Origin of the sequence: Phyllobacterium sp. NPDC097923, assembly GCF_044760925.1 — a bacterium.
Lineage (GTDB): Bacteria > Pseudomonadota > Alphaproteobacteria > Rhizobiales > Rhizobiaceae > Phyllobacterium > Phyllobacterium calauticae.
Genome location: NZ_JBIWBL010000003.1, coordinates 472,631 through 490,577, shown reverse-complemented (window position 1 = coordinate 490,577; position 17,947 = coordinate 472,631). Strand labels below are relative to the sequence as shown.

At 60.0% G+C, this 17,947-nt stretch carries 18 protein-coding genes; 12 read left to right on the top strand and 6 right to left on the bottom strand.

Features of this window, described 5'->3' with window-relative positions; all coding sequences use genetic code 11:
• Nucleotides 1–268 precede the first annotated feature (268 nt).
• The 8 genes from ACIQWS_RS18035 to ACIQWS_RS18000 all read left to right on the top strand — a co-directional run bounded on the left by ACIQWS_RS18035 (nucleotide 269) and on the right by ACIQWS_RS18000 (nucleotide 7,212).
• Nucleotides 269–1,474 (top strand): ABC transporter substrate-binding protein, encoded by a 1,206-nt coding sequence (locus ACIQWS_RS18035; RefSeq protein WP_346306042.1) that lies wholly within the window; start codon nucleotides 269–271, stop codon nucleotides 1,472–1,474.
• An 83-nt stretch (nucleotides 1,475–1,557) separates the two neighbouring features.
• Entirely contained in the window at nucleotides 1,558–2,301 is a 744-nt protein-coding gene (locus ACIQWS_RS18030; protein ID WP_223614942.1) for an ABC transporter ATP-binding protein, read from the top strand.
• Nucleotides 2,294–3,004: an ABC transporter ATP-binding protein gene (locus ACIQWS_RS18025; RefSeq protein WP_223614847.1), complete on the top strand. Its 711-nt coding sequence runs from the start codon at nucleotides 2,294–2,296 to the stop codon at nucleotides 3,002–3,004. Before ACIQWS_RS18030 ends, ACIQWS_RS18025 begins: the two co-directional genes overlap by 8 nt.
• Nucleotides 3,005–3,007: 3 nt before the next feature.
• Entirely contained in the window at nucleotides 3,008–3,895 is an 888-nt protein-coding gene (locus tag ACIQWS_RS18020; protein ID WP_223614846.1) for a branched-chain amino acid ABC transporter permease, read from the top strand.
• A 55-nt stretch (nucleotides 3,896–3,950) separates the two neighbouring features.
• Nucleotides 3,951–4,880: a branched-chain amino acid ABC transporter permease gene (locus tag ACIQWS_RS18015; RefSeq protein WP_245421075.1), complete on the top strand. Its 930-nt coding sequence runs from the start codon at nucleotides 3,951–3,953 to the stop codon at nucleotides 4,878–4,880.
• 1 nt (nucleotide 4,881) lies between these two features.
• Complete coding sequence (locus ACIQWS_RS18010) at nucleotides 4,882–6,474, top strand: GMC family oxidoreductase (RefSeq protein ID WP_403182295.1); 1,593 nt, start codon at nucleotides 4,882–4,884, stop codon at nucleotides 6,472–6,474.
• 61 nt (nucleotides 6,475–6,535) lie between these two features.
• Nucleotides 6,536–6,775, top strand: coding sequence for a FitA-like ribbon-helix-helix domain-containing protein (locus ACIQWS_RS18005; RefSeq protein WP_346306038.1), 240 nt, complete (start codon nucleotides 6,536–6,538; stop codon nucleotides 6,773–6,775).
• Nucleotides 6,775–7,212: a type II toxin-antitoxin system VapC family toxin gene (locus ACIQWS_RS18000; protein ID WP_403182291.1), complete on the top strand. Its 438-nt coding sequence runs from the start codon at nucleotides 6,775–6,777 to the stop codon at nucleotides 7,210–7,212. Before ACIQWS_RS18005 ends, ACIQWS_RS18000 begins: the two co-directional genes overlap by 1 nt.
• Before the next feature lie 20 nt (nucleotides 7,213–7,232).
• Here the strand turns inward: ACIQWS_RS18000 and ACIQWS_RS17995 are convergent, their stop codons facing one another.
• The 6 genes from ACIQWS_RS17995 to ACIQWS_RS17970 form a co-directional block, all read right to left on the bottom strand.
• Nucleotides 7,233–8,096, bottom strand: a complete 864-nt coding sequence (locus ACIQWS_RS17995) for a TonB family protein (RefSeq protein ID WP_346306050.1) — start codon at nucleotides 8,094–8,096, stop codon at nucleotides 7,233–7,235.
• Nucleotides 8,096–8,545, bottom strand: coding sequence for a TonB system transport protein ExbD (exbD, locus tag ACIQWS_RS17990; RefSeq protein ID WP_403182288.1), 450 nt, complete (start codon nucleotides 8,543–8,545; stop codon nucleotides 8,096–8,098). Before exbD ends, ACIQWS_RS17995 begins: the two co-directional genes overlap by 1 nt.
• Nucleotides 8,546–8,557: 12 nt before the next feature.
• Nucleotides 8,558–9,526 carry a tonB-system energizer ExbB gene (gene exbB / locus ACIQWS_RS17985; protein ID WP_403182285.1) on the bottom strand — a complete coding sequence of 323 codons (969 nt, stop codon included), beginning with the start codon at nucleotides 9,524–9,526 and terminating at the stop codon, nucleotides 8,558–8,560.
• A 190-nt stretch (nucleotides 9,527–9,716) separates the two neighbouring features.
• A complete protein-coding gene (locus tag ACIQWS_RS17980; RefSeq protein ID WP_403182281.1) occupies nucleotides 9,717–10,811 on the bottom strand; it encodes a siderophore-interacting protein in 1,095 nt (364 codons plus the stop codon).
• A 157-nt stretch (nucleotides 10,812–10,968) separates the two neighbouring features.
• Complete coding sequence (locus tag ACIQWS_RS17975; RefSeq protein WP_346306033.1) at nucleotides 10,969–12,165, bottom strand: RHE_PE00001 family protein; 1,197 nt, start codon at nucleotides 12,163–12,165, stop codon at nucleotides 10,969–10,971.
• Nucleotides 12,166–12,239: 74 nt separating this feature from the next.
• Entirely contained in the window at nucleotides 12,240–14,330 is a 2,091-nt protein-coding gene (locus tag ACIQWS_RS17970) for an FUSC family protein (protein ID WP_403182278.1), read from the bottom strand.
• A gap of 214 nt (nucleotides 14,331–14,544) precedes the next feature.
• Between ACIQWS_RS17970 and ACIQWS_RS17965 the strand changes: the two genes are divergently transcribed.
• The 4 genes from ACIQWS_RS17965 to ACIQWS_RS17950 all read left to right on the top strand — a co-directional run bounded on the left by ACIQWS_RS17965 (nucleotide 14,545) and on the right by ACIQWS_RS17950 (nucleotide 17,947).
• Nucleotides 14,545–15,246 (top strand): phosphatase PAP2 family protein, encoded by a 702-nt coding sequence (locus ACIQWS_RS17965; protein WP_105733456.1) that lies wholly within the window; start codon nucleotides 14,545–14,547, stop codon nucleotides 15,244–15,246.
• 263 nt (nucleotides 15,247–15,509) lie between these two features.
• Nucleotides 15,510–15,857 carry a hypothetical protein gene (locus ACIQWS_RS17960; RefSeq protein ID WP_403182273.1) on the top strand — a complete coding sequence of 116 codons (348 nt, stop codon included), beginning with the start codon at nucleotides 15,510–15,512 and terminating at the stop codon, nucleotides 15,855–15,857.
• Between the two features lie 18 nt (nucleotides 15,858–15,875).
• Nucleotides 15,876–17,309, top strand: a complete 1,434-nt coding sequence (locus ACIQWS_RS17955; protein ID WP_403182270.1) for a HAMP domain-containing protein — start codon at nucleotides 15,876–15,878, stop codon at nucleotides 17,307–17,309.
• Nucleotides 17,306–17,947: a response regulator gene (locus ACIQWS_RS17950; RefSeq protein WP_403182267.1), complete on the top strand. Its 642-nt coding sequence runs from the start codon at nucleotides 17,306–17,308 to the stop codon at nucleotides 17,945–17,947. The genes ACIQWS_RS17955 and ACIQWS_RS17950 overlap by 4 nt, the downstream gene beginning before the upstream one ends.

Below are 17,947 nucleotides of genomic sequence, written 5' to 3'. Positions count from 1 at the left end.
GTGCAAAAATAGGTGTTTGTGTACTTATTTGTCAATGCTACAGTTTTTTCAACGAGTGGTTGCCTGCAACAAGAAACGGGACAATCATAGGGGCAAGAAATATCCGGCAGAGAGGAATGGCTGACCGGATTGAGGAGGAAACCGAACCGATTGGGCGCAGACATCTCTGCGTCATGGCTTTGGGTCATTTTCAGCCGAGACAATCAAGTCCGCGACGGTCCATCATACGATGATCCTGTGAGCGGCGTTTCTTTGGGAGGAGAACAGAATGAAATTATTGGCAATTGCAACCGCTGCCCTGATGGCTGCAACCGTTATGCCCGCTGCAAGTGCAGGCATTTCGGACGGCAAAGTCAAGATCGGCATCCTGAACGATCAATCCGGTGTCTACGCGGATTTCGGCGGAAAGTGGTCGTTCGAAGCGGCGAAGATGGCCGCCGAAGATTTTGGCGGCAAGGTTCTCGACGCGCCGATCGAGGTCATCACCGCCGACCATCAGAACAAGCCGGACATTGCCTCCAATATCGCCCGCCAGTGGTATGACACGGAGCAGGTCGATGCGATCATGGAATTGACCACCTCGTCCGTCGCGCTCGCCGTGCAGGGCATCTCCAAGGAAAAGAAGAAAATCGATCTCGTGACCGGTGCGGCCACGGCCGAACTGACCGGCAAGCAGTGCTCGCCCTATGGTTTCCATTGGGCCTATGACACCCACGCTCTCGCTGTCGGCACCGGCGGTGCGCTCGTCAAGCAGGGCGGCGACACGTGGTTCTTCCTCACCGCCGATTACGCCTTCGGCTACTCCCTGGAAGAACAGACGACCAAATATGTGACGTCGAAGGGCGGTAAAGTGGTCGGCTCCGTGCGTCATCCGCTGGCGACAGCCGACTATTCCTCCTTCCTGCTGCAGGCGCAGTCATCCGGCGCGAAGGTGATCGGTCTGGCCAATGCCGGTCTTGACACCGCCAATGCCATCAAGCAGGCCGCTGAATTCGGCATCGTATCGGGCGGCCAGCGCCTGGCAGCGCTGCTCTTTACCCTGGCGGAAGTGCACGGCCTCGGCCTTGAAGCAGCCCAGGGCCTGACCCTGACGGAAAGCTTCTACTGGGATCGCGACGACCAGTCCCGCGAGTTCGGCCGCAAATTCTTCAAGCGCACCGGCCGTATGCCGAACATGATCCAGGCCGCGACTTATTCCGGGGTCATGCAGTATCTGAAAGCCATTCAGAAAGCCGGCACCGATGACACGGAAAAAGTTGCCGCTGCCATGCATGAAATGCCTGTCGATGACGTCTTCGGGCGCGGCGCCAAGGTCGGTGCCAATGGCCGCCTGATCAGCGATGTCTATCTGATGGAAGTCAAGAAGCCATCGGAAAGCAAGGAACCATGGGACTATTACAAGGTTCTGGCCACGGTTCCGGGCGATGAGGCCTATATAAAGCCAGCCGAAAGCGGCTGCGATCTGGCCAAGTAGTCCGGATGACAGCTTCGTTGAGCAGTACGGCATTCGGGGGAGGTCATGCCTCTCCCGGCAGCGCCGGTAACGCCGGATCCCGGGTGGTTCTCTCCGCCCGCGGCCTGCGCCGGGATTTTGGCGGTTTCATCGCCGTCAATAATGTGGATCTGGATATCCATCACGCGAAAGTCCACGCACTGATCGGCCCCAACGGCGCGGGAAAGACCACGGTTTTCAATCTTCTGACCAAGTTTCTGCAGCCGTCGAGCGGCACGATCACCCTGCTCGATCAGGACATTACCAGAACCGACCCGGCGAAAGTCGCCCGTATGGGGCTGGTTCGCTCGTTCCAGATTTCTGCGGTTTTCCCGCATCTGACCGTTCTCGACAATGTGCGCGTGGCCCTGCAACGCCCGGCCGGCCTGTCGACGCAGTTCTGGCTGCCGACCAGCGCGCTCAACCGGCTGAATGATCGGGCCATGGAACTGATTACAGCCGTTGGATTGCACGACGCCCACAACAAACTGGCCGCTGACCTCTCCTATGGCCGCAAGCGCGTGCTGGAGATCGCAACGACGCTGGCGCTCGATCCCAAGGTCCTGCTTCTGGATGAACCCATGGCGGGCATGGGCCACGAGGACGTGCACATCGTTGCCGAGATCATTCGCGAGGTGGCCCGCGACCGGGCAATCCTGATGGTCGAACACAACCTGAAGGTCGTTGCCGATCTTTGCGACCAGGTCACCGTCCTGCAGCGCGGCGAGATTCTCATCTCCGGCGACTACCAGACGGTCAGCCAGGATGAACGGGTGCGTGTGGCCTATATGGGGACCGAACATGAGTGATGCCAAACCCCTCCTCGCCGTCCGCGATCTCCATGCCTGGTATGGCGAAGGCCACGCGCTGCATGGCGTCAATCTCGATATTCACGAGGGTGAAACCGTCACCCTGCTTGGCCGCAACGGCGTCGGCAAGACCACGACCCTGCGCTCGATCATGGGCATTATCCGCAAGCGCACCGGCAGCATCGCCTTTGACGGCAGGGATATGATGCGCGTGCCCCTGCACCGCACGGCCCATGCCGGCATCGGCTTTGTGCCGGAAGAGCGCGGCATCTTCGCGACACTCTCCGTCGATGAGAATCTCAACCTGCCCCCCATCGTTGCCAAGGGCGGCATGTCGATACCGGAGATTTATGATCTTTTTCCCAATCTGAAAGAGCGGCGCAACAGCCCCGGAACCAAACTTTCCGGCGGCGAGCAGCAGATGCTGGCCATTGCCCGCATCCTGCGCACGGGGGTCAAACTGCTGCTGCTTGACGAGCCGACCGAAGGCCTTGCCCCGGTCATCGTGCAGCGCATCGGCGAAGTGCTGGTGACGCTGAAGCAGCGCGGCATGACCATTCTGCTGGTCGAGCAGAATTTCCGTTTCGCCAGCAAGGTCGCGGATCGCTTCTACGTGGTGGATCACGGCAAGATCATCGATAATTTCCACGTCCGGGAACTGCCGGAACGCATGTCCATGCTCAACGAAGCGCTGGGAGTCTGACCCATGACCATGATCTTCGGCGTTCCCCTGCAGGCCTTCCTCGGACAATTGCTGATCGGCCTCATCAACGGTTCCTTCTACGCCATGCTCAGCCTTGGCCTCGCGATCATCTTCGGCCTCTTGCGCGTGATCAATTTCGCCCATGGCGCGCAGTATATGCTGGGTGCCTTTGTCGGGTATCTCCTGCTTGCCCAGCTCGGCATCGGCTATTGGCCAGCCTTGATCCTTGCGCCCGTCATCGTCGGCGTCGCCGGTGCGATCGTTGAACGCGTCGCACTCTCGCGTCTCTATAATCTCGATCATCTCTATGGCCTGCTCTTCACCTTCGGGCTTGCGCTGGTGATCGAAGGGACCTTCCGCTATTACTACGGTGCGGCGGGACAACCCTATGCGGTGCCCGCCGCTCTCACCGGCAGCTATAATCTCGGCTTCATGGTCCTGCCGAAATACCGTGCCTGGGTGGTACTGGCATCCCTTGCCATCTGTCTTGCCACCTGGCTTCTGATCGAGAAAACCCGGTTGGGTTCCTATCTGCGTGCGGCGACGGAAAATCCGACGCTTGTTAGGGCCTTCGGCATCAACGTGCCGATATTGCTGACCTTTACCTATGGCCTCGGCGCCGCGCTTGCCGGGCTTGCGGGCATCATGGCGGCACCGATCTATCAGGTCAGCCCGCTCATGGGCACCAACCTGATCATTGTCGTGTTCGCCGTGGTGGTTGTCGGCGGCATGGGTTCCATTCTCGGCGCCATCGTCACCGGCTACATGCTCGGTATTTTCGAGGGCCTGACCAAGGTGTTTTACCCCGAGGCCTCCAATATCGTGATCTTCGTCATCATGGCGATCGTTCTGCTTGTCCGTCCGGCAGGCCTGTTCGGAAAGGAGGTCTGACATGACCGATACGACAGTTTCCCCAGGCCAGAAAAGCAGGTTTCTCAATCTTGAAATGCTGCTGATCCTCATCGGCGTCGCGGCGCTCATTCTCGCGCCCTTCCATTTCTACCCGGTCTTCCTGATGAAAGTGCTGTGTTTCGGGCTGTTCGCCTGCGCCTTCAATCTGCTTCTCGGCTATACCGGCATACTCTCTTTCGGCCATGCGGCATTCTTTGGCGGAGCCGCCTATTTTACCGCCCATTCCGTCAAGGAATGGGGATTTCCGCCGGAACTCGGCATCCTGCTCGGCGTCTTCGGCGCAACGATCCTTGGACTGATCATCGGTTTCTTTGCCATCCGGCGTCAGGGTATCTATTCGACGATGATTACTCTCGCCCTGTCGCAGATGTTCTTCTTCTTCTGCCTGCAGGCATCCTTCACCAAGGGCGAAGACGGCATTCAGGGCGTGCCGCGCGGCAAGCTCCTCGGCTTCATCGATCTGAACGATCCGCTCAACATGTATTTCTTCGTGCTGGCCGTGTTCCTGATCGGTGTGTTTATCATCTGGCGCATCATCAATTCGCCCTTCGGCATGATCCTCAAATCCGTACGGGAAAACGAGAACCGCGCCATTTCGCTCGGTTATTCCGTTGCCCGCTACAAGCTTGCGGCCTTCGTCATGTCGGCAGCGCTCACCGGCCTTGCCGGCGGCTTGAAGGCGATTGTCTTTCAGTTTGCAACGCTGACCGATGTCAGTTGGCAGATGTCCGGCGAGGTTGTGCTCATGACCCTGCTTGGCGGTATCGGCACACTGGTCGGCCCGATCGTCGGGGCCGGATTCATCACGGCGCTGGAAAACTATCTCGCCACGTCGGAATTTCCGGTCACGGTGATCACCGGCATCATTTTCATGGTCTGCGTCCTCGTCTTCCGCCGCGGCATTATCGGCGAGCTCTACGCCTCGCGGTTCGGCAAGAAACTCGAGAGCAGCTCCGGGCACTGACATGACAGCCAGCTATGACTACATCATCGTCGGGGCAGGCACGGCAGGCTGCACCTTGGCCAACAGGCTGTCGGAAGACCGGAAAGTGTCCGTCCTCCTGCTTGAGGCGGGCGGCAAGGACAATTACCCCTGGATCCACATTCCGGTGGGGTATCTCTACTGCATCTCCAATCCGCGGACGGACTGGTGCTTTTCGACCGAGGCTGAACCTGGCCTTAACGGCCGCGTCCTCAACTATCCGCGCGGCAAGGTGCTTGGCGGCTGCTCGTCGATCAACGGCATGATCTATATGCGCGGGCAGGCGCGCGATTACGATCTGTGGCGGCAGGATGGCTGTGCCGGATGGGGCTGGGATGACGTCCTGCCCTATTTCCGCAAGTCGGAAGATTACTATCTCGGCAGCGACGAATTTCACGGATCGGGCGGCGAATGGCGCGTGGAGGAAGCGCGCCTGCACTGGGATATTCTCGATGCGTTCAGGGACGCTGCCGAAGCGGCGGGAATCCCGCGCACCGACGATTTCAATCGCGGCGACAATGAAGGCAGCTCCTATTTCAAGGTCAACCAGAAACGCGGCATCCGCTGGAACACGGCAAAGGCGTTTCTTCGCCCGGCAATGAAACGTGCGAACCTGACGGTCGAAACCGGCGCCCATGTCCGCAAGCTCGTTGTCGACGGCCTGACGGCCAGGGGTGTCGAAATCGAACAGGCGGGAACCATCCGCACGATCCACTGCCGCCGCGAGGTGATCCTGGCGGCAGGCGCCGTCGGCTCGCCGCAGATTCTTGAATTGTCCGGCATCGGCCGCGGCGATGTCATGCAGAACGCCGGAATCACTCCGGTTCTTGAACGGCGCTCGGTCGGTGAAAACCTGCAGGATCACCTGCAACTGCGCTGCGCCTATAAGGTGACGGGCATTGCGACACTCAACGAAAAGGCCAACCGCCTTTTGGGCAAGGCATCGATTGCACTGGAATACCTCATCAACCAGTCCGGGCCGATGTCGATGGCCCCGAGCCAGCTGGGGGTCTTCACCCGCTCCGACCCGTCTTTTGCGACTGCAAACCTGCAGTATCACGTGCAACCGCTATCCCTGGAAAAGTTCGGCGAAAACGTCCACCCCTTCCCCGCCTTTACCGCCAGCGTCTGCAATCTGCGGCCGGAAAGCCGCGGTTCCGTTCACATCAAATCACCGGATTACCGGGCCCATCCGGCCATCCGGCCGAATTACCTGACGACGGACAGCGACCGCCGTGTCGCGGCGGATTCAATCCGCATCACCCGCAACATCGTGGCGCAAAAGCCGCTGCAGCGCTACAGGCCGGAAGAATTCAAGCCGGGACCGCATTATCAGAGCGAGGCGGAGCTGATCGAGGCGGCAGGCGCCATCGGCACGACGATCTTTCATCCCGTCGGCACCTGCCGCATGGGTGCCGATCAGGAGTCGGTGGTCGATCCCCAGCTGCGCGTGCGTGGGATCGCGCAGTTGCGCATCGCCGATGCTTCGATCATGCCGTCGATCACCTCGGGCAATACAAACGCGCCGACAATCATGATTGCGGAAAAGGCGGCGGAAATGATCGCCCGCACCTGAAAGCCGATCTGCTTGAACCGCTGTGATCTCTTTGCTATCATTGAGATCAATGGAGGTACGCATGGCCGGAAACCTGCACGTAAGAAATCTCGATGATGATCTCATTGTGAAACTCAAGTTGCGCGCGGCGCGCCACGGCCGCTCGGCGGAAGCGGAACACCGCGAAATTCTGCGCCAGGCTTTGGCGACCGAGATCGAGCCTTCCTTTGATGATCTTGCCGCCCAGTTGCGCAAACTGACGATGAACCGGAAGCAAACGCCTTCGGAAGAACTGCTCCGCGAAGGACGCGACGAGCGTTGATGGAAACCCTTATCATCGATGCCGGCGTCGCCATCAAATGGGTCATTGAAGAGGAAGGGACGGAGCAGGCGCTCAGATTGCGCGGCCGCTATCATTTCGCGGCGCCTGACCTTCTCGTCGCCGAATGCGCCAACATTCTGTGGAAGAAAGTGCAGCGGAACGAGCTGATGCTGGAAGAGGCCGAATTGGCCAGCCGACTGCTGCAACAGGCAGACATTGAACTGATCGGCATGCGCGGGCTTCTGGAAGAGACGACAAGGCTGGCAATTCTGCTCGGCCACCCCGCCTATGACTGCATTTATCTTGCGCTCGCGAAACAACGGCAGTGCCTGTTTGTCACTGCAGATGAAAGACTACTTCGCATCGTCCAGCAGAAGGCAGTGGGCACAACCTTCCCGCGATGCATGACGCCCCTTCAGGTTAGTGAGCGCACCTGAATTCATCGTCATTCTCAGGATCATTGAATGGAAATGGGGATGGACAGGGATTGACTCCCGCCCTGAAAATCATCCGGCGCCGAGGGGACGGGCGATGCACGGCGGACCAGATCGAGGACATACTGGTCAAGCCCCGGATTTCCAGAACTGCCGACGATCCTCGAAGCAATGATATTGCCATCGCGCGTGACCGTAAACGCCACGCTCGCCCTACCGGAACCATGACCGCCGCCACGGGCACGGCGGGAATAACGTGCCAGATAGGAGTTGATCTTGTCTTTCCAGCTGCGGGCAGCACTGGCAGAACTGGCCCGCGACACGCTTGGCTGCTGCCTGGCTTCCACAACGGTATCGCTTTTCACGTCCGTGACCTGTGTCTTCACCGGCTTGCGAACGACCTTCTTCGGCATATCCTTTTTGGGCACATCCGGCTTTTTCTGTTCGGGACGCACAATGGGCAACGGGACTTCCGCCTTTGGCAGTTCAACCGTTTTTTCCGGCTGCGGCTCCTCCGGGACTATCTGCTCTTCCAGCACTGGCTGTTCGACAGGCTGCGGCTCAGGCTCGGGTTCGACTGGCTTTTCCGGCGGCATGTCGGGCGCCTTGGCCTCCTGCTGGACAGGCTCCGGTCTGATCTTCTCCGGTTCGACCGGCGGCAGCTCGGCAACGGCTTCCGGGATCACGGGAGCCGGCAGCGGCTCCATATCGATCATCACAGCGGCAGCAATATCTCCCGCCGCCGCTTCCGGCTGGTACCGATATCCGTACCATCCCGCACCGGCATGCAAGCCGGCCATTACAATGCCGGCGGCAGACCACAGGCCTATTTCGCGCCAGTTCAGCTGAAACCGTCCCACCCCGCGTGCTGTCGGCTCGCCCGACATCACTGCGCACTTCCAACGGGCACCGACGGGGCGCTTTCGAGCCCGACGAGGGCGATCTTGAGATAACCGTTGTCACGCAACGTGTTCATCAAATCCATCAGCGCGCCATAGTCCACGGCCCGGTCGGCACGCAGGAACACGCGCGTTTCCTTGTCGCCCTGCGTCTTCTGATCGAGGAAGGCGCCCAGCGTTTCCTTCGTCACCGTGTCATTGACGATCGCAATGGTATGATCGTCCTTCAGCGTGAGATAGAGGGGCTGGTCAGGCCGGGTGGCAGGCGCCGCCGTCGAGGCCGGCAGGTCGACATTGATATCGACGGTGGCGAGCGGTGCGGCCACCATGAAAATAATCAGCAGAACCAGCATGACATCGATGAACGGCGTCACGTTGATTTCGTGGTTTTCCTGCAATTCGTCATCGGAAACGTTGTGCCTGATACCGCCGGCCATGATCCGTACCCCCTATTCTGCCGCTGCGGCGCGGGGCTGATGCACCGGCGGCATCAGGGCGAAATCCACGTCGCGGCTGACAAGCCGCTCAACACCCGCCGAGGCGTCGGCCAACAACTGGCGATAGCCGGTGATGGATCGGGCAAACACGTTGTAGATGACGACTGCGGGGATCGCGGCGACAAGACCGATGGCGGTCGCAAGCAAGGCTTCGGCGATACCCGGCGCGACAATGGCAAGATTGGTCGTCTGCGATTCCGAAATGCCGATGAAGGAATTCATGATGCCCCATACCGTGCCGAAGAGACCGACGAAGGGCGCCGTTGAGCCGATGGTCGCGAGCACGCCCGTGCCCCGGCTCATCCGGCGACCGGCCTGCGCCTCGATGCGCGACAAGCGGGAGGAAACACGTTCCTTCAAGCCGTCAGCACCCGCATAACTCTGCGCTTCCTGCGACAGGCGCACTTCCTCGCGTGCGGCATTAACCAGTTGAGCTCCCGGTCCGCCGCGGCCTTCCAGTGCCTTTTCGGCATCGCGCAGGGTGCGCGCACTGCCGATGGCATTCAGCGCGCGATAGGCGCGGACCCTGGCGCCGGCCAGTTCCAGCGTCTTGGCCAGCCAGACAGTCCAAGTCACGAGCGATGCGAAGGCCAGTCCGATCATCACCCCCTTCACCACCCAGTCCGCCGCCATGAACATGCCCCAGGGAGACAAATTGTGCGGGAGGGTTGCCTTGGTGACGGCAGCCGGTGCGGTCGGCGCCGGAGCGGCCTGGAGAACGGGCGCAGGCGCCGCTTGAGGTGCCGGGGCGGCTTCAACCGGGCTTTGCTGGATGGCCTGAGGCTGCGCCGCCTGCGGCGCGCCTTCTTGCGCGATCACTGGAGAAGCCAGCAACAACAGGACCGGAAGGACGACCGCCCCTGCCCTGATACGCCCTGAAACATTGCGTTTCACTGGAAATCCGCCTGTGTTTTTGCGCATGACTTTTATCTTTCGCTTCTTCCGCCATCTCAGCCATCGGGCCGGAAAACTCTGCCGGCTCTCAGCGGGTCCGATGCGTGGCATTTGATCTGGTGGAGCGGCTGTAATATTGTTGAGTATAATAATCAACAATTAACTTCTGCAACCCCAAGTTTTATGGCAAGGGCGTTTTGGGAGCATTTTGCGCGTCTCAATCGTCCCGCCTGGCGTTGTCGCCATCAAAACCGCGCCGCCAGTAGGCCACAACGAGATGTTTGGAGCGCTCGTGTTTTCGCTCCTTGCGCAGATGCGCCCGGATTTGCTTGAAATCGGCGAACTCACAGCCGGCCCAGACAAATGTGTCGGGGGAAATGACGGAGGAATCGAGACCTTCAACGATCCCGGCGAGCCGGCCGGTCGTCCCGGCGGGTGCGCCATCGCGATACACCCAGCGAACATCGACTGTTGCTGCGGATTGCAGGGGCTGCCTGTCCGCGGGGCTGTCGATTTCAAGAATGACGGTTGCCTCGGCCCCCGCAGGCAGCGTTTCCAGAATCCGGCCAATTGCAGGCAGGGCCGTTTCGTCGCCGACCAGGAGATATCGCCCCGCGTCTTCCACGCTGCCGCCGCCGGGGCCTGTCATTCCGACAATGCCGCCCGGTTTGGCATTCAATGCCCATGTTGATCCCGGCGTATCGTTGCCGGGATGAACGACCATGTCGATATCGACTTCGCCGCGCTCAATGTCGATGGTACGGATAGTATAGACGCGGGCGATCAGCGCATCGTCCCCCTCCGGCCAGACCGGACGGCCATCGCGCCCCATGGTCGGCCAAACCGGTTTCCGGCCTTCCGGCGCGAACAGCAGCCGGATATGCAGGCCGCCAATCGCAAACCGGGCAAGATTAGCACCGCGCAAGCGGATGCGCCGCATATGGGGCGTGAGATCGCGGGCACTCACCACCCGCATTTCGCGAAAATAAGGCAGTTCGGTGCCGGCCAGACCATCACCCACCCATGACAGTTGCGGCTTCTCCGCGCCGGCGAAGCCCAGAAGGCTGTCAGCCAGCACCATGCGGACATAGGCCAGCGATGTTTCATCATCGGCCTCGACATCGAGAGACAGGATATCGCCGGCAATTGTCAGATGCGCCTTGCCATAGGGCGTCTCGATGCGCCCCTCCGCGTCATCCCTTTCGACGCGCGCATGCTCGGAAAAGACGTTGCAGAGCTTGTCCAGCATGTCCTGCGGCGCCTGAAGTTTAACCGTAGCGGAGCTGCTCAGAACGGTCGGCATGGCAGACATGGGTATTCTCCTGGCATTGCGCGTCCGCTGTCCATCCATTGCGGATGATCATGCGGGGCCGCCGGGACCATATTAAAAGATGAATAATTGAGTCAAGTATTAAGACAAAAATTTCCGCCTGCCCGAAGGCGAGCCTGCCAGCCCCCTTCACAGGTCGTCAGACGATACCCCAGGCACGATAGCGGCCCCGCCCGGTCATCTCCCGCACGCCCAATTCGGCAATGAGATTGAGCGCACCCCGCGGCGTCACTTTCAGCTCTTTGGCAATCAGCGCCGTTGAAACCATCGGCCGTGACAGAATGAGATCGATCATGCCGGGCAGGCTGGAGGTCGAGCGGCGGTCCTTCAGCTTGCGTTCCATCTGGACGCGGGCGAGGCTCAACCGGTCGATCTCCTTCAGACTGGCAATGGCCGATGATTGCGCGGCTTCCAGAAAGGCGGTGAGCCGCGTGTTGCGGTCACGGGCGCGGCGGCGATCGCGTGGTATCGCGCGCAACCCCGCATTGAGGACCGCCAGATGCGCCCGCGTCTTCATGCGCTCACGCAACATGGAGGCCACCAGCATGGGGCCAAGCCAATGCTGGTGCTGCAATGGTTCGATTTCCTCCCACGCATCCCAGAGCAGAGCCGCAGCCAGCATCGGCGGCAGATCGCGGGTGCGATCCATGACCACGAACCATTCCTCCATCCTGCCGTCTTCATCCCAGTCCGGATCGTAAATCAGAGAATCTCCATCCGGTGTCAGATGACCGGGAGAGATTGCTTCCGCTCTGGCCGGTGCAGTGTCACGCGTTTCCTTGGGCTGCTTCAGCAGGCGTTCCGAACGGTCGAGCAGCGCATCCAGCCTTGCCAGTTCTTCCTCGAAAGCACTTTCCGCTTCTGACCCCGGCTCGGAGGCAGCCTCGATGTCGAACCCGCGCACCGGTTCGCTGATAATCGGCGCGAGAAGCGCATCGCTACCCCAGCGCCCGCGCAGGCTGGCAATGCCCTTCGGGCTCAGTGCCCATTGCGCCGGACTGGAGGCGATCTGACGCCGGGTTCGCAGAATTGCGTGCGCCCGGGTCAATTCATGGGTTGGCGTCCTGATATCCATGCGGGCGTCATGCAGGACAAGGTCCTCCACATGAACAAGTTCGCCCGCCAGCCACAGCGCGTTGCAGGCTTCCATGAAATGCGACCGGGCAATCCAGCCTTCGTTTTCGCGCAACAAGCCGTCTTTGGACTGGCGGCTGCCCAGCGCACCGAAATCGCCCTTGCGGGCCACCCGTTCGTCCAGCCGCGCCAAAGCGTCTTCGGCGGCGACAACCGGGCGAAGCAGGTCTTTCAGGGAATAGTTCGTAGAATCATAAGCCATTGAAATCATGATAGGGGAATAGTGAAAGTGAAGCTATTGCCCAAGATGGAAAACGGCGTTCATCCATCCGGATATCAAAGAATGCCGAAGCGGAAGGCGCCCTTTTTATCCCCGCTCGACCGGGCGCGGGCGCCGAGAACCAGAGAGGGATGGTCCTCAATCATGACGGCGATGAGCCGCAGCGACGCCGCGGCCTGCAGCGCCAGGGGCCGCGCCGACATCCCGGGGATGCCCGCTGCCATTGACCGGGCCGATGCGACATAGCCTGCGACGGCTCCGGTATCCTGTGTCTGCAGGCTTATCATTTTCGCCAATTGCGCGAGGTTTTCCGAAACGCGGTCGGCAATATCGTGCTCGAGCCGCCCCCACGACAACAGCCGCCGCAACCGGATGATTTCCGCCCCGAGGGTGACCGATGACAGGGCGTCGTCCAGCAGGGTTTCCCCCGCCTCCCGCATGGTCCTGAGAATCGGCATCAACTGGTTGATGCGGTCATACGCAAGGCTGTTGAATGCGGACGGGCTCGGAACCCGATCACGCAGACAGAGCCGGACAATATCCGTTCGCAACGCGCCCATCATCCGGTTCACCGTCACCTGCGGCCGCTTCGGCAGAACAACAATGAAGACGAGAAGTCCGATGAGGATGCCGACCAGAACCGACAGCGAGGTTTCCATGAAAACCTGCGGTTCAAACACCATCGCCTCATGCGGCTTGAGGAAGACAATGAAATTGATGGCGAAAGCGGTTGCCGGCCCGACGTGGCGCGGATCTGCCATCAGCAGCGCCGCCGGCACGAGGATGGGAACGATGAATACGGCAAACCAGAACAGACCGGGGAAAGACGGCAGGATCAACTGTCCCAGAACAAAGGCAAACGGAACGGCGTACAACGTGCCCTTGAAAAATCCCCAGCTCGTCTGCAGCGGGTTGGGCATGGATGCGAACAGGCTGCACACCACTGCGACGATAATCGCCGCCGCCGCCGCATCCGCATGCCGGCTTTCCATCCAGTAGGCCGTCATCAGGGCTGTCGCGACAACAGCGCGAACCGCATTCACCAGCGCCGTGCTGTGATCCCGGTAGACCGGCAATGCCGGCGGCTTCCTGCTGCCAGCCATATATTGCGAGCGGCTGCGCAGCGCCGAAAGACCGTTCAACGTCGCCTTGAGCCCGTCGAGAAACTCACCCAGCAGCGTCAAACGGGCCATCATGCCGATGCTGTCATCGCCCCACGGCCTGCCTTTCAGCTCCGCTATTTCGGCTGCGATGATATCAACCCTGCCAAGCCACGGCTCAACGGCGTCAACCTTGAAGTCGCGCGCCATGTCATCCAGCAATATCCCGAGTTTGTCACGCAGGCTGCTCCATGTCCCGTCGGACGAGGCCCGATGCGCGACAAGGATGTTCACAATCGACAGGCATGACATGAGATGCCCCACCGTATGGCGGGAATGGCGGCCATGCGTGACAAGGCTGGGGGCTTCCAGCCGCGCATGAGCCCGCATGGCGGCAAGGGCCTGCGTGTCAGCGATCAGCTTCCTGTGCGCGGCCTTCAGGTGCCCGGCATCGCGTCCGGCAATCGCATCGCTGGTATAGCGCGCCAGATCGGCGATGCAGTTTTCCAGGCCTTCCACCAGCGCCGTTCGCGCAAGCTGCGGTTGAAAAAAGCGGCTGGCCACACCGGCACAGACGATGCCGAGCATAATCTCGGTGCAGCGCGCATAGGCAAATTCGGCCAGGAGATGCGGATGGCCAAACGCCGGGAGTGCGATAATGACGGCGGTATAGCCCGCAAGAGCCGCACCGTAGGATTCCGGGTTCCGCAACATCGAGGCCGCATAAGTGCACAATGCCACCCAAAGGGCTATCGATGCCACAAACAGCCAGCGCATATCACCTGTCGCGGCGGTGATGGCCATCGCCGCCAAAGCCCCGATCAGTGTTCCGGCCAGACGAAACAATCCCTTGCTGATGACCATGCCGGCAATCGGTTGCGACACGATAAAGACGGTCATCATTGCCCATTGCGGCTGCTGCAGGTTCAACGCAAAGGCTGCCGTGAGGGCAAAGAGCGCCGCGACATTCGTTCTCAGCGCAAATACCCAGGCCGTCCGGCCGGGCCATGCGGGATGTTGCATGATGGTGTGGATGGATTGAAACATGGCGTCCGATCTGGCAGCTCCCCGCCCTCAATATATTTCACAGGCAGGCGGCACAACGGAAAGACGCTGCATGGCCGTGCGTCTTCTTGCCACCTCGGCTTCATCCCAACCTTTGCCGTGCAACAACGCCTTCAATGGTCCCATTGTGTCACAAACGTGACATCCAACGAGCGCATGATCGCATGGCGACCATCACCCTAACGAGGACCATTTTATGCGTAGATTGCTCAGTCTGCTGACAGCGTTTGCCTTTGTCGGCCTTACCGCCGCCTATGCCGGCGAGGTCAAGCCTTTCAGCGATAGTAAGGAAATCGACCTCCTGACCATTTTGCCTCCGCCTCCCGCCAATGATTCGGCACAGACCAAGGCAGAAATCGGCGAAGTTCTTACCTTGCAAGTGACGCGGACACCGGAGATGGTTGCCCGCGCCCAGGCCGATGCCGAAGAAAATGTCTGGCGTTTCGCCGACGTTCTGGGTCCGGATTTCAACAAGGACAAACTGCCGAAGCTTGCTGCCTTTTTCGACCGGGTTGTTGAAACCGAAGGCGCTGTCGTTGATCCGGCAAAGGACGTCTTCAAGCGCCCGCGCCCGCATCAGCTGAGCGAACTCGTCAAGCCTGCCGTCAAGCCTTCCAATTCCGGTGCCTGGCCCTCCGGTCACACGACCGTTGGCACGCTGATGGGCATTGTTCTGTCCAACATGGTTCCGGAAAAGAAGGCGGAAATCATGGCCCGCGCCTGGGAATACGGCAACAACCGCATCGTTGGCGGCATTCACTACCGTTCGGACGTGGAAATGGGCCGCATTTCCGGCAGCGTCATTGCCGCGACAATCATGAAGCATGACGACTTCAAGGCCGAATACGAGCCTGCGAAGGCAGAGCTGCGCGCTGCCTTGGGTCTCGGCGGCGCCTGATAGCATCTGCGCCAGCCATTTCCCCGACAATGCCCGCCATGCGTGTTCTTCGCGCATGGCGGGTTTAACCATCTACGACTTTGGTCGTACGTACGAGCCTGACCTTCGCCCGATGCACCAACAATGGAACAGGGTTACTTTCCGGCCCAACGCTTCACGAAAGCGTGATAACTGGAAGAGACAGCTATGTTCAGACCAAACCAGACGTGGCTCGCACCGCAGGTTGAACCCGATGTTCCTGGCCGCGCATCAACGACGGCCGCATGATCATGCGTTATCAGATACAGTTGCTTTCCGTTGAGTATTTTGCCCTGTCGCTTCTGCTTGGCCTTGTGCTGATACCCCTTCTCTCGTCTGATTTCTGGAACGCTTTGCGCGACAGAGTGATGATCCTGTTGAATTTTGCAGGCGGATGGAGAAAAGGGACAGCCGCGCGACAAGATGAATCCGCCAATCAGACGGAATCGGCGTCAATGCGCACCCATCCGTCCTATCGATTGCCTGAGGGTCAACGTACAACGCCGAAGCCCCGCTACAAGAGCAAGGGTGGCATTCGCTCCGCCGAGTGGTATGGAACAAGGAACCGGCCAGTGAGACGTCGGCTTAAATAACCGGCGAGGAATGAAAACGTGAGTTTTTTGCATGCTCTTCGTTTGCGTGGTCTGTTCGTCAAACTGGTGCTGATGTTCATGATCGTCGGCTTCGGCGCGCTTTTCCTCGTCAGTATCCTCATGAGCCAGTTTTCCTCCGGCCGCTACGAGAGCAGCATCCGGGGCTTTTTCAATGGCCTCGATCAACAACAGCTGACCGCTCTGGCGTCGGGCACAGATCCGCGCGACAAGGAAGCCTGCACCGTTCTGGCCAGCAAGATATTCTGGAATGTGGTTCGATCCGGTGTCACGCGGGTATCCGATTTCGGCATCATGTTTTCGTTTTTTCACAGCGGCCGGATGCAGGTCCGGATCATTGATGATAACGGCGTGATGTGTGCCACCCAGCCGGACGCGACACCCCTGCTCGGCAAGGCGCTGAACGCGGCGGTGCATGCCGAACAGCCGAATTTCATTCAAAGGGACAATGACGACTGGGCCATGGTCAAGCGGGTAGCACTGCCGCTGGCCAACAACACCCAGGCATTGATCGGGCTTCATTACTGGTCGCAATGGGAGCTTTACGACGAAGTGCTCGATGCCACCGTTTATGACTATATCCGCACATTCATCCTGATCAATTCGATGGGGGCCAGCGTTGCAGCCCTGTTTGTCTGGCGGCTGTTCCGGCGAATCAAGCGGGCGACAAACGCCGCGGACCAATGGGCGGCGGGCGATCTGCGGGCCCGCATCAAGGACGGTTCAAGAGACGAATTCGGGCGCCTGATGCAACGCTTCAACAGCATGGCGGATGCAATATCCAAGAGCTTTGATACGCAGAAGGCGCTGGCCATATCGGTGGAACGCAACCGCATCGCGCGCGACCTGCATGATACCGCCAAACAGCGCAGTTTTGTGCTTGGTCTGAAGCTCACCGAACTGGAATATGAGGCGCAGGGGCACGCGCCGCTGCTGCCGACGGTGGAATCGGCCCGGCGCCTGGCCGATCATTTGCAGCAGGACCTGGAAAACGTGGTTTCCGGCTTCAACCTGCCCGCGATTGCCGATTACGGCCTGTATGAAACATTGCTGCGCAGTGTCCACGATCTGCTGGCGGGATCAGGCGTACAATGGTCGATCAATTGGCCTGAAGGCGCCCGCTCCGCTTTTGACGGCGTCCCGGAAATAGCCCAGGAATTGCTCATGATCACCCACGAAGCCGTGGCAAACGCCCTGCGCCACGCGCAGTGCCGCACTATTCGCATCGACTGCAAGCCCGGTGCCCGCTGGCACTGGAGCATTGCCGATGACGGCCAGGGTTTCGATATCGGCAAGGCTCCCTTTGGCATGGGATTGTCGAACATGCGCTGGCGTGCGAACACATTGCCGGGCGGCATTATAACAATCCAATCGGAAGCAACCGGCACATCCATCGATGTGTCGTTCAAGCTACCCGTGGCGGGGCAATCATGAGCACAACAATAGTCATTGCCGATGATCATGCCGTGGTACGCGAAGGTATTCGCGGGCTGCTGCGCATCGATCCCGGTTTCACCGTCCTTGCGGAGGCCGAAAACGGCGAGACCGCCATATCGATGGTGCGCGAACACCGCCCCGACGTTCTCCTGCTGGATCTGATGATGCCGGGAATGGGCGATGCTGCGGAAGCCATGATCGGCCACATCCGCAAGGCGAGCCCCGAAACCCACATCATGATTTTGACATCCAGTGACGACGACCGGCTGGCTTTCAAGGCCATTGAGGCGGGGGCCCATTCTTTCCTGCTGAAATCCATGCGCGGTGAGCATTTGATGAATGCGATTCATGCGGCCAGCAAGGGGACGCCAACACTGCACCCCCTCGTGGCGCAGCGCCTTCTCAATTCGATCCGCAACCCGCAGCCGCGCCAGTTCGAGGACCTCACGGCCCGCGAGCTTGAAGTTCTGCGCTGCCTGGCCGAAGGCGGCAGCAATGCAAGGATCGCCGCCCAGCTCAACATCACTGAAAAGACAGTGAAGGCCCATCTGGGAAGCATCATGTCAAAGCTGGACCTGACCGACCGCACCCAGGCGGTCGCCCTGGCCTGGCGCGCCGGCCTGATGAAGCAATAA

Bases quoted from the DNA above. Each gene is read 5' to 3' on its own strand.
- ACIQWS_RS18035 (WP_346306042.1), top strand. From the start codon at position 269: ATGAAATTATTGGCAATTGCAACCGCTGCCCTGATGGCTGCAACCGTT.
- ACIQWS_RS18025 (WP_223614847.1), top strand. From the start codon at position 2,294: ATGAGTGATGCCAAACCCCTCCTCGCCGTCCGCGATCTCCATGCCTGG.
- ACIQWS_RS18020 (WP_223614846.1), top strand. From the start codon at position 3,008: ATGACCATGATCTTCGGCGTTCCCCTGCAGGCCTTCCTCGGACAATTG.
- ACIQWS_RS18015 (WP_245421075.1), top strand. From the start codon at position 3,951: ATGCTGCTGATCCTCATCGGCGTCGCGGCGCTCATTCTCGCGCCCTTC.
- ACIQWS_RS18010 (WP_403182295.1), top strand. From the start codon at position 4,882: ATGACAGCCAGCTATGACTACATCATCGTCGGGGCAGGCACGGCAGGC.
- ACIQWS_RS18005 (WP_346306038.1), top strand. From the start codon at position 6,536: ATGGCCGGAAACCTGCACGTAAGAAATCTCGATGATGATCTCATTGTG.
- ACIQWS_RS18000 (WP_403182291.1), top strand. From the start codon at position 6,775: ATGGAAACCCTTATCATCGATGCCGGCGTCGCCATCAAATGGGTCATT.
- ACIQWS_RS17995 (WP_346306050.1), bottom strand. From the start codon at position 8,096: ATGTCGGGCGAGCCGACAGCACGCGGGGTGGGACGGTTTCAGCTGAAC.
- exbD (WP_403182288.1), bottom strand. From the start codon at position 8,545: ATGGCCGGCGGTATCAGGCACAACGTTTCCGATGACGAATTGCAGGAA.
- exbB (WP_403182285.1), bottom strand. From the start codon at position 9,526: ATGCGCAAAAACACAGGCGGATTTCCAGTGAAACGCAATGTTTCAGGG.
- ACIQWS_RS17980 (WP_403182281.1), bottom strand. From the start codon at position 10,811: ATGTCTGCCATGCCGACCGTTCTGAGCAGCTCCGCTACGGTTAAACTT.
- ACIQWS_RS17975 (WP_346306033.1), bottom strand. From the start codon at position 12,165: ATGGCTTATGATTCTACGAACTATTCCCTGAAAGACCTGCTTCGCCCG.
- ACIQWS_RS17970 (WP_403182278.1), bottom strand. From the start codon at position 14,330: ATGTTTCAATCCATCCACACCATCATGCAACATCCCGCATGGCCCGGC.
- ACIQWS_RS17965 (WP_105733456.1), top strand. From the start codon at position 14,545: ATGCGTAGATTGCTCAGTCTGCTGACAGCGTTTGCCTTTGTCGGCCTT.
- ACIQWS_RS17960 (WP_403182273.1), top strand. From the start codon at position 15,510: ATGATCATGCGTTATCAGATACAGTTGCTTTCCGTTGAGTATTTTGCC.
- ACIQWS_RS17950 (WP_403182267.1), top strand. From the start codon at position 17,306: ATGAGCACAACAATAGTCATTGCCGATGATCATGCCGTGGTACGCGAA.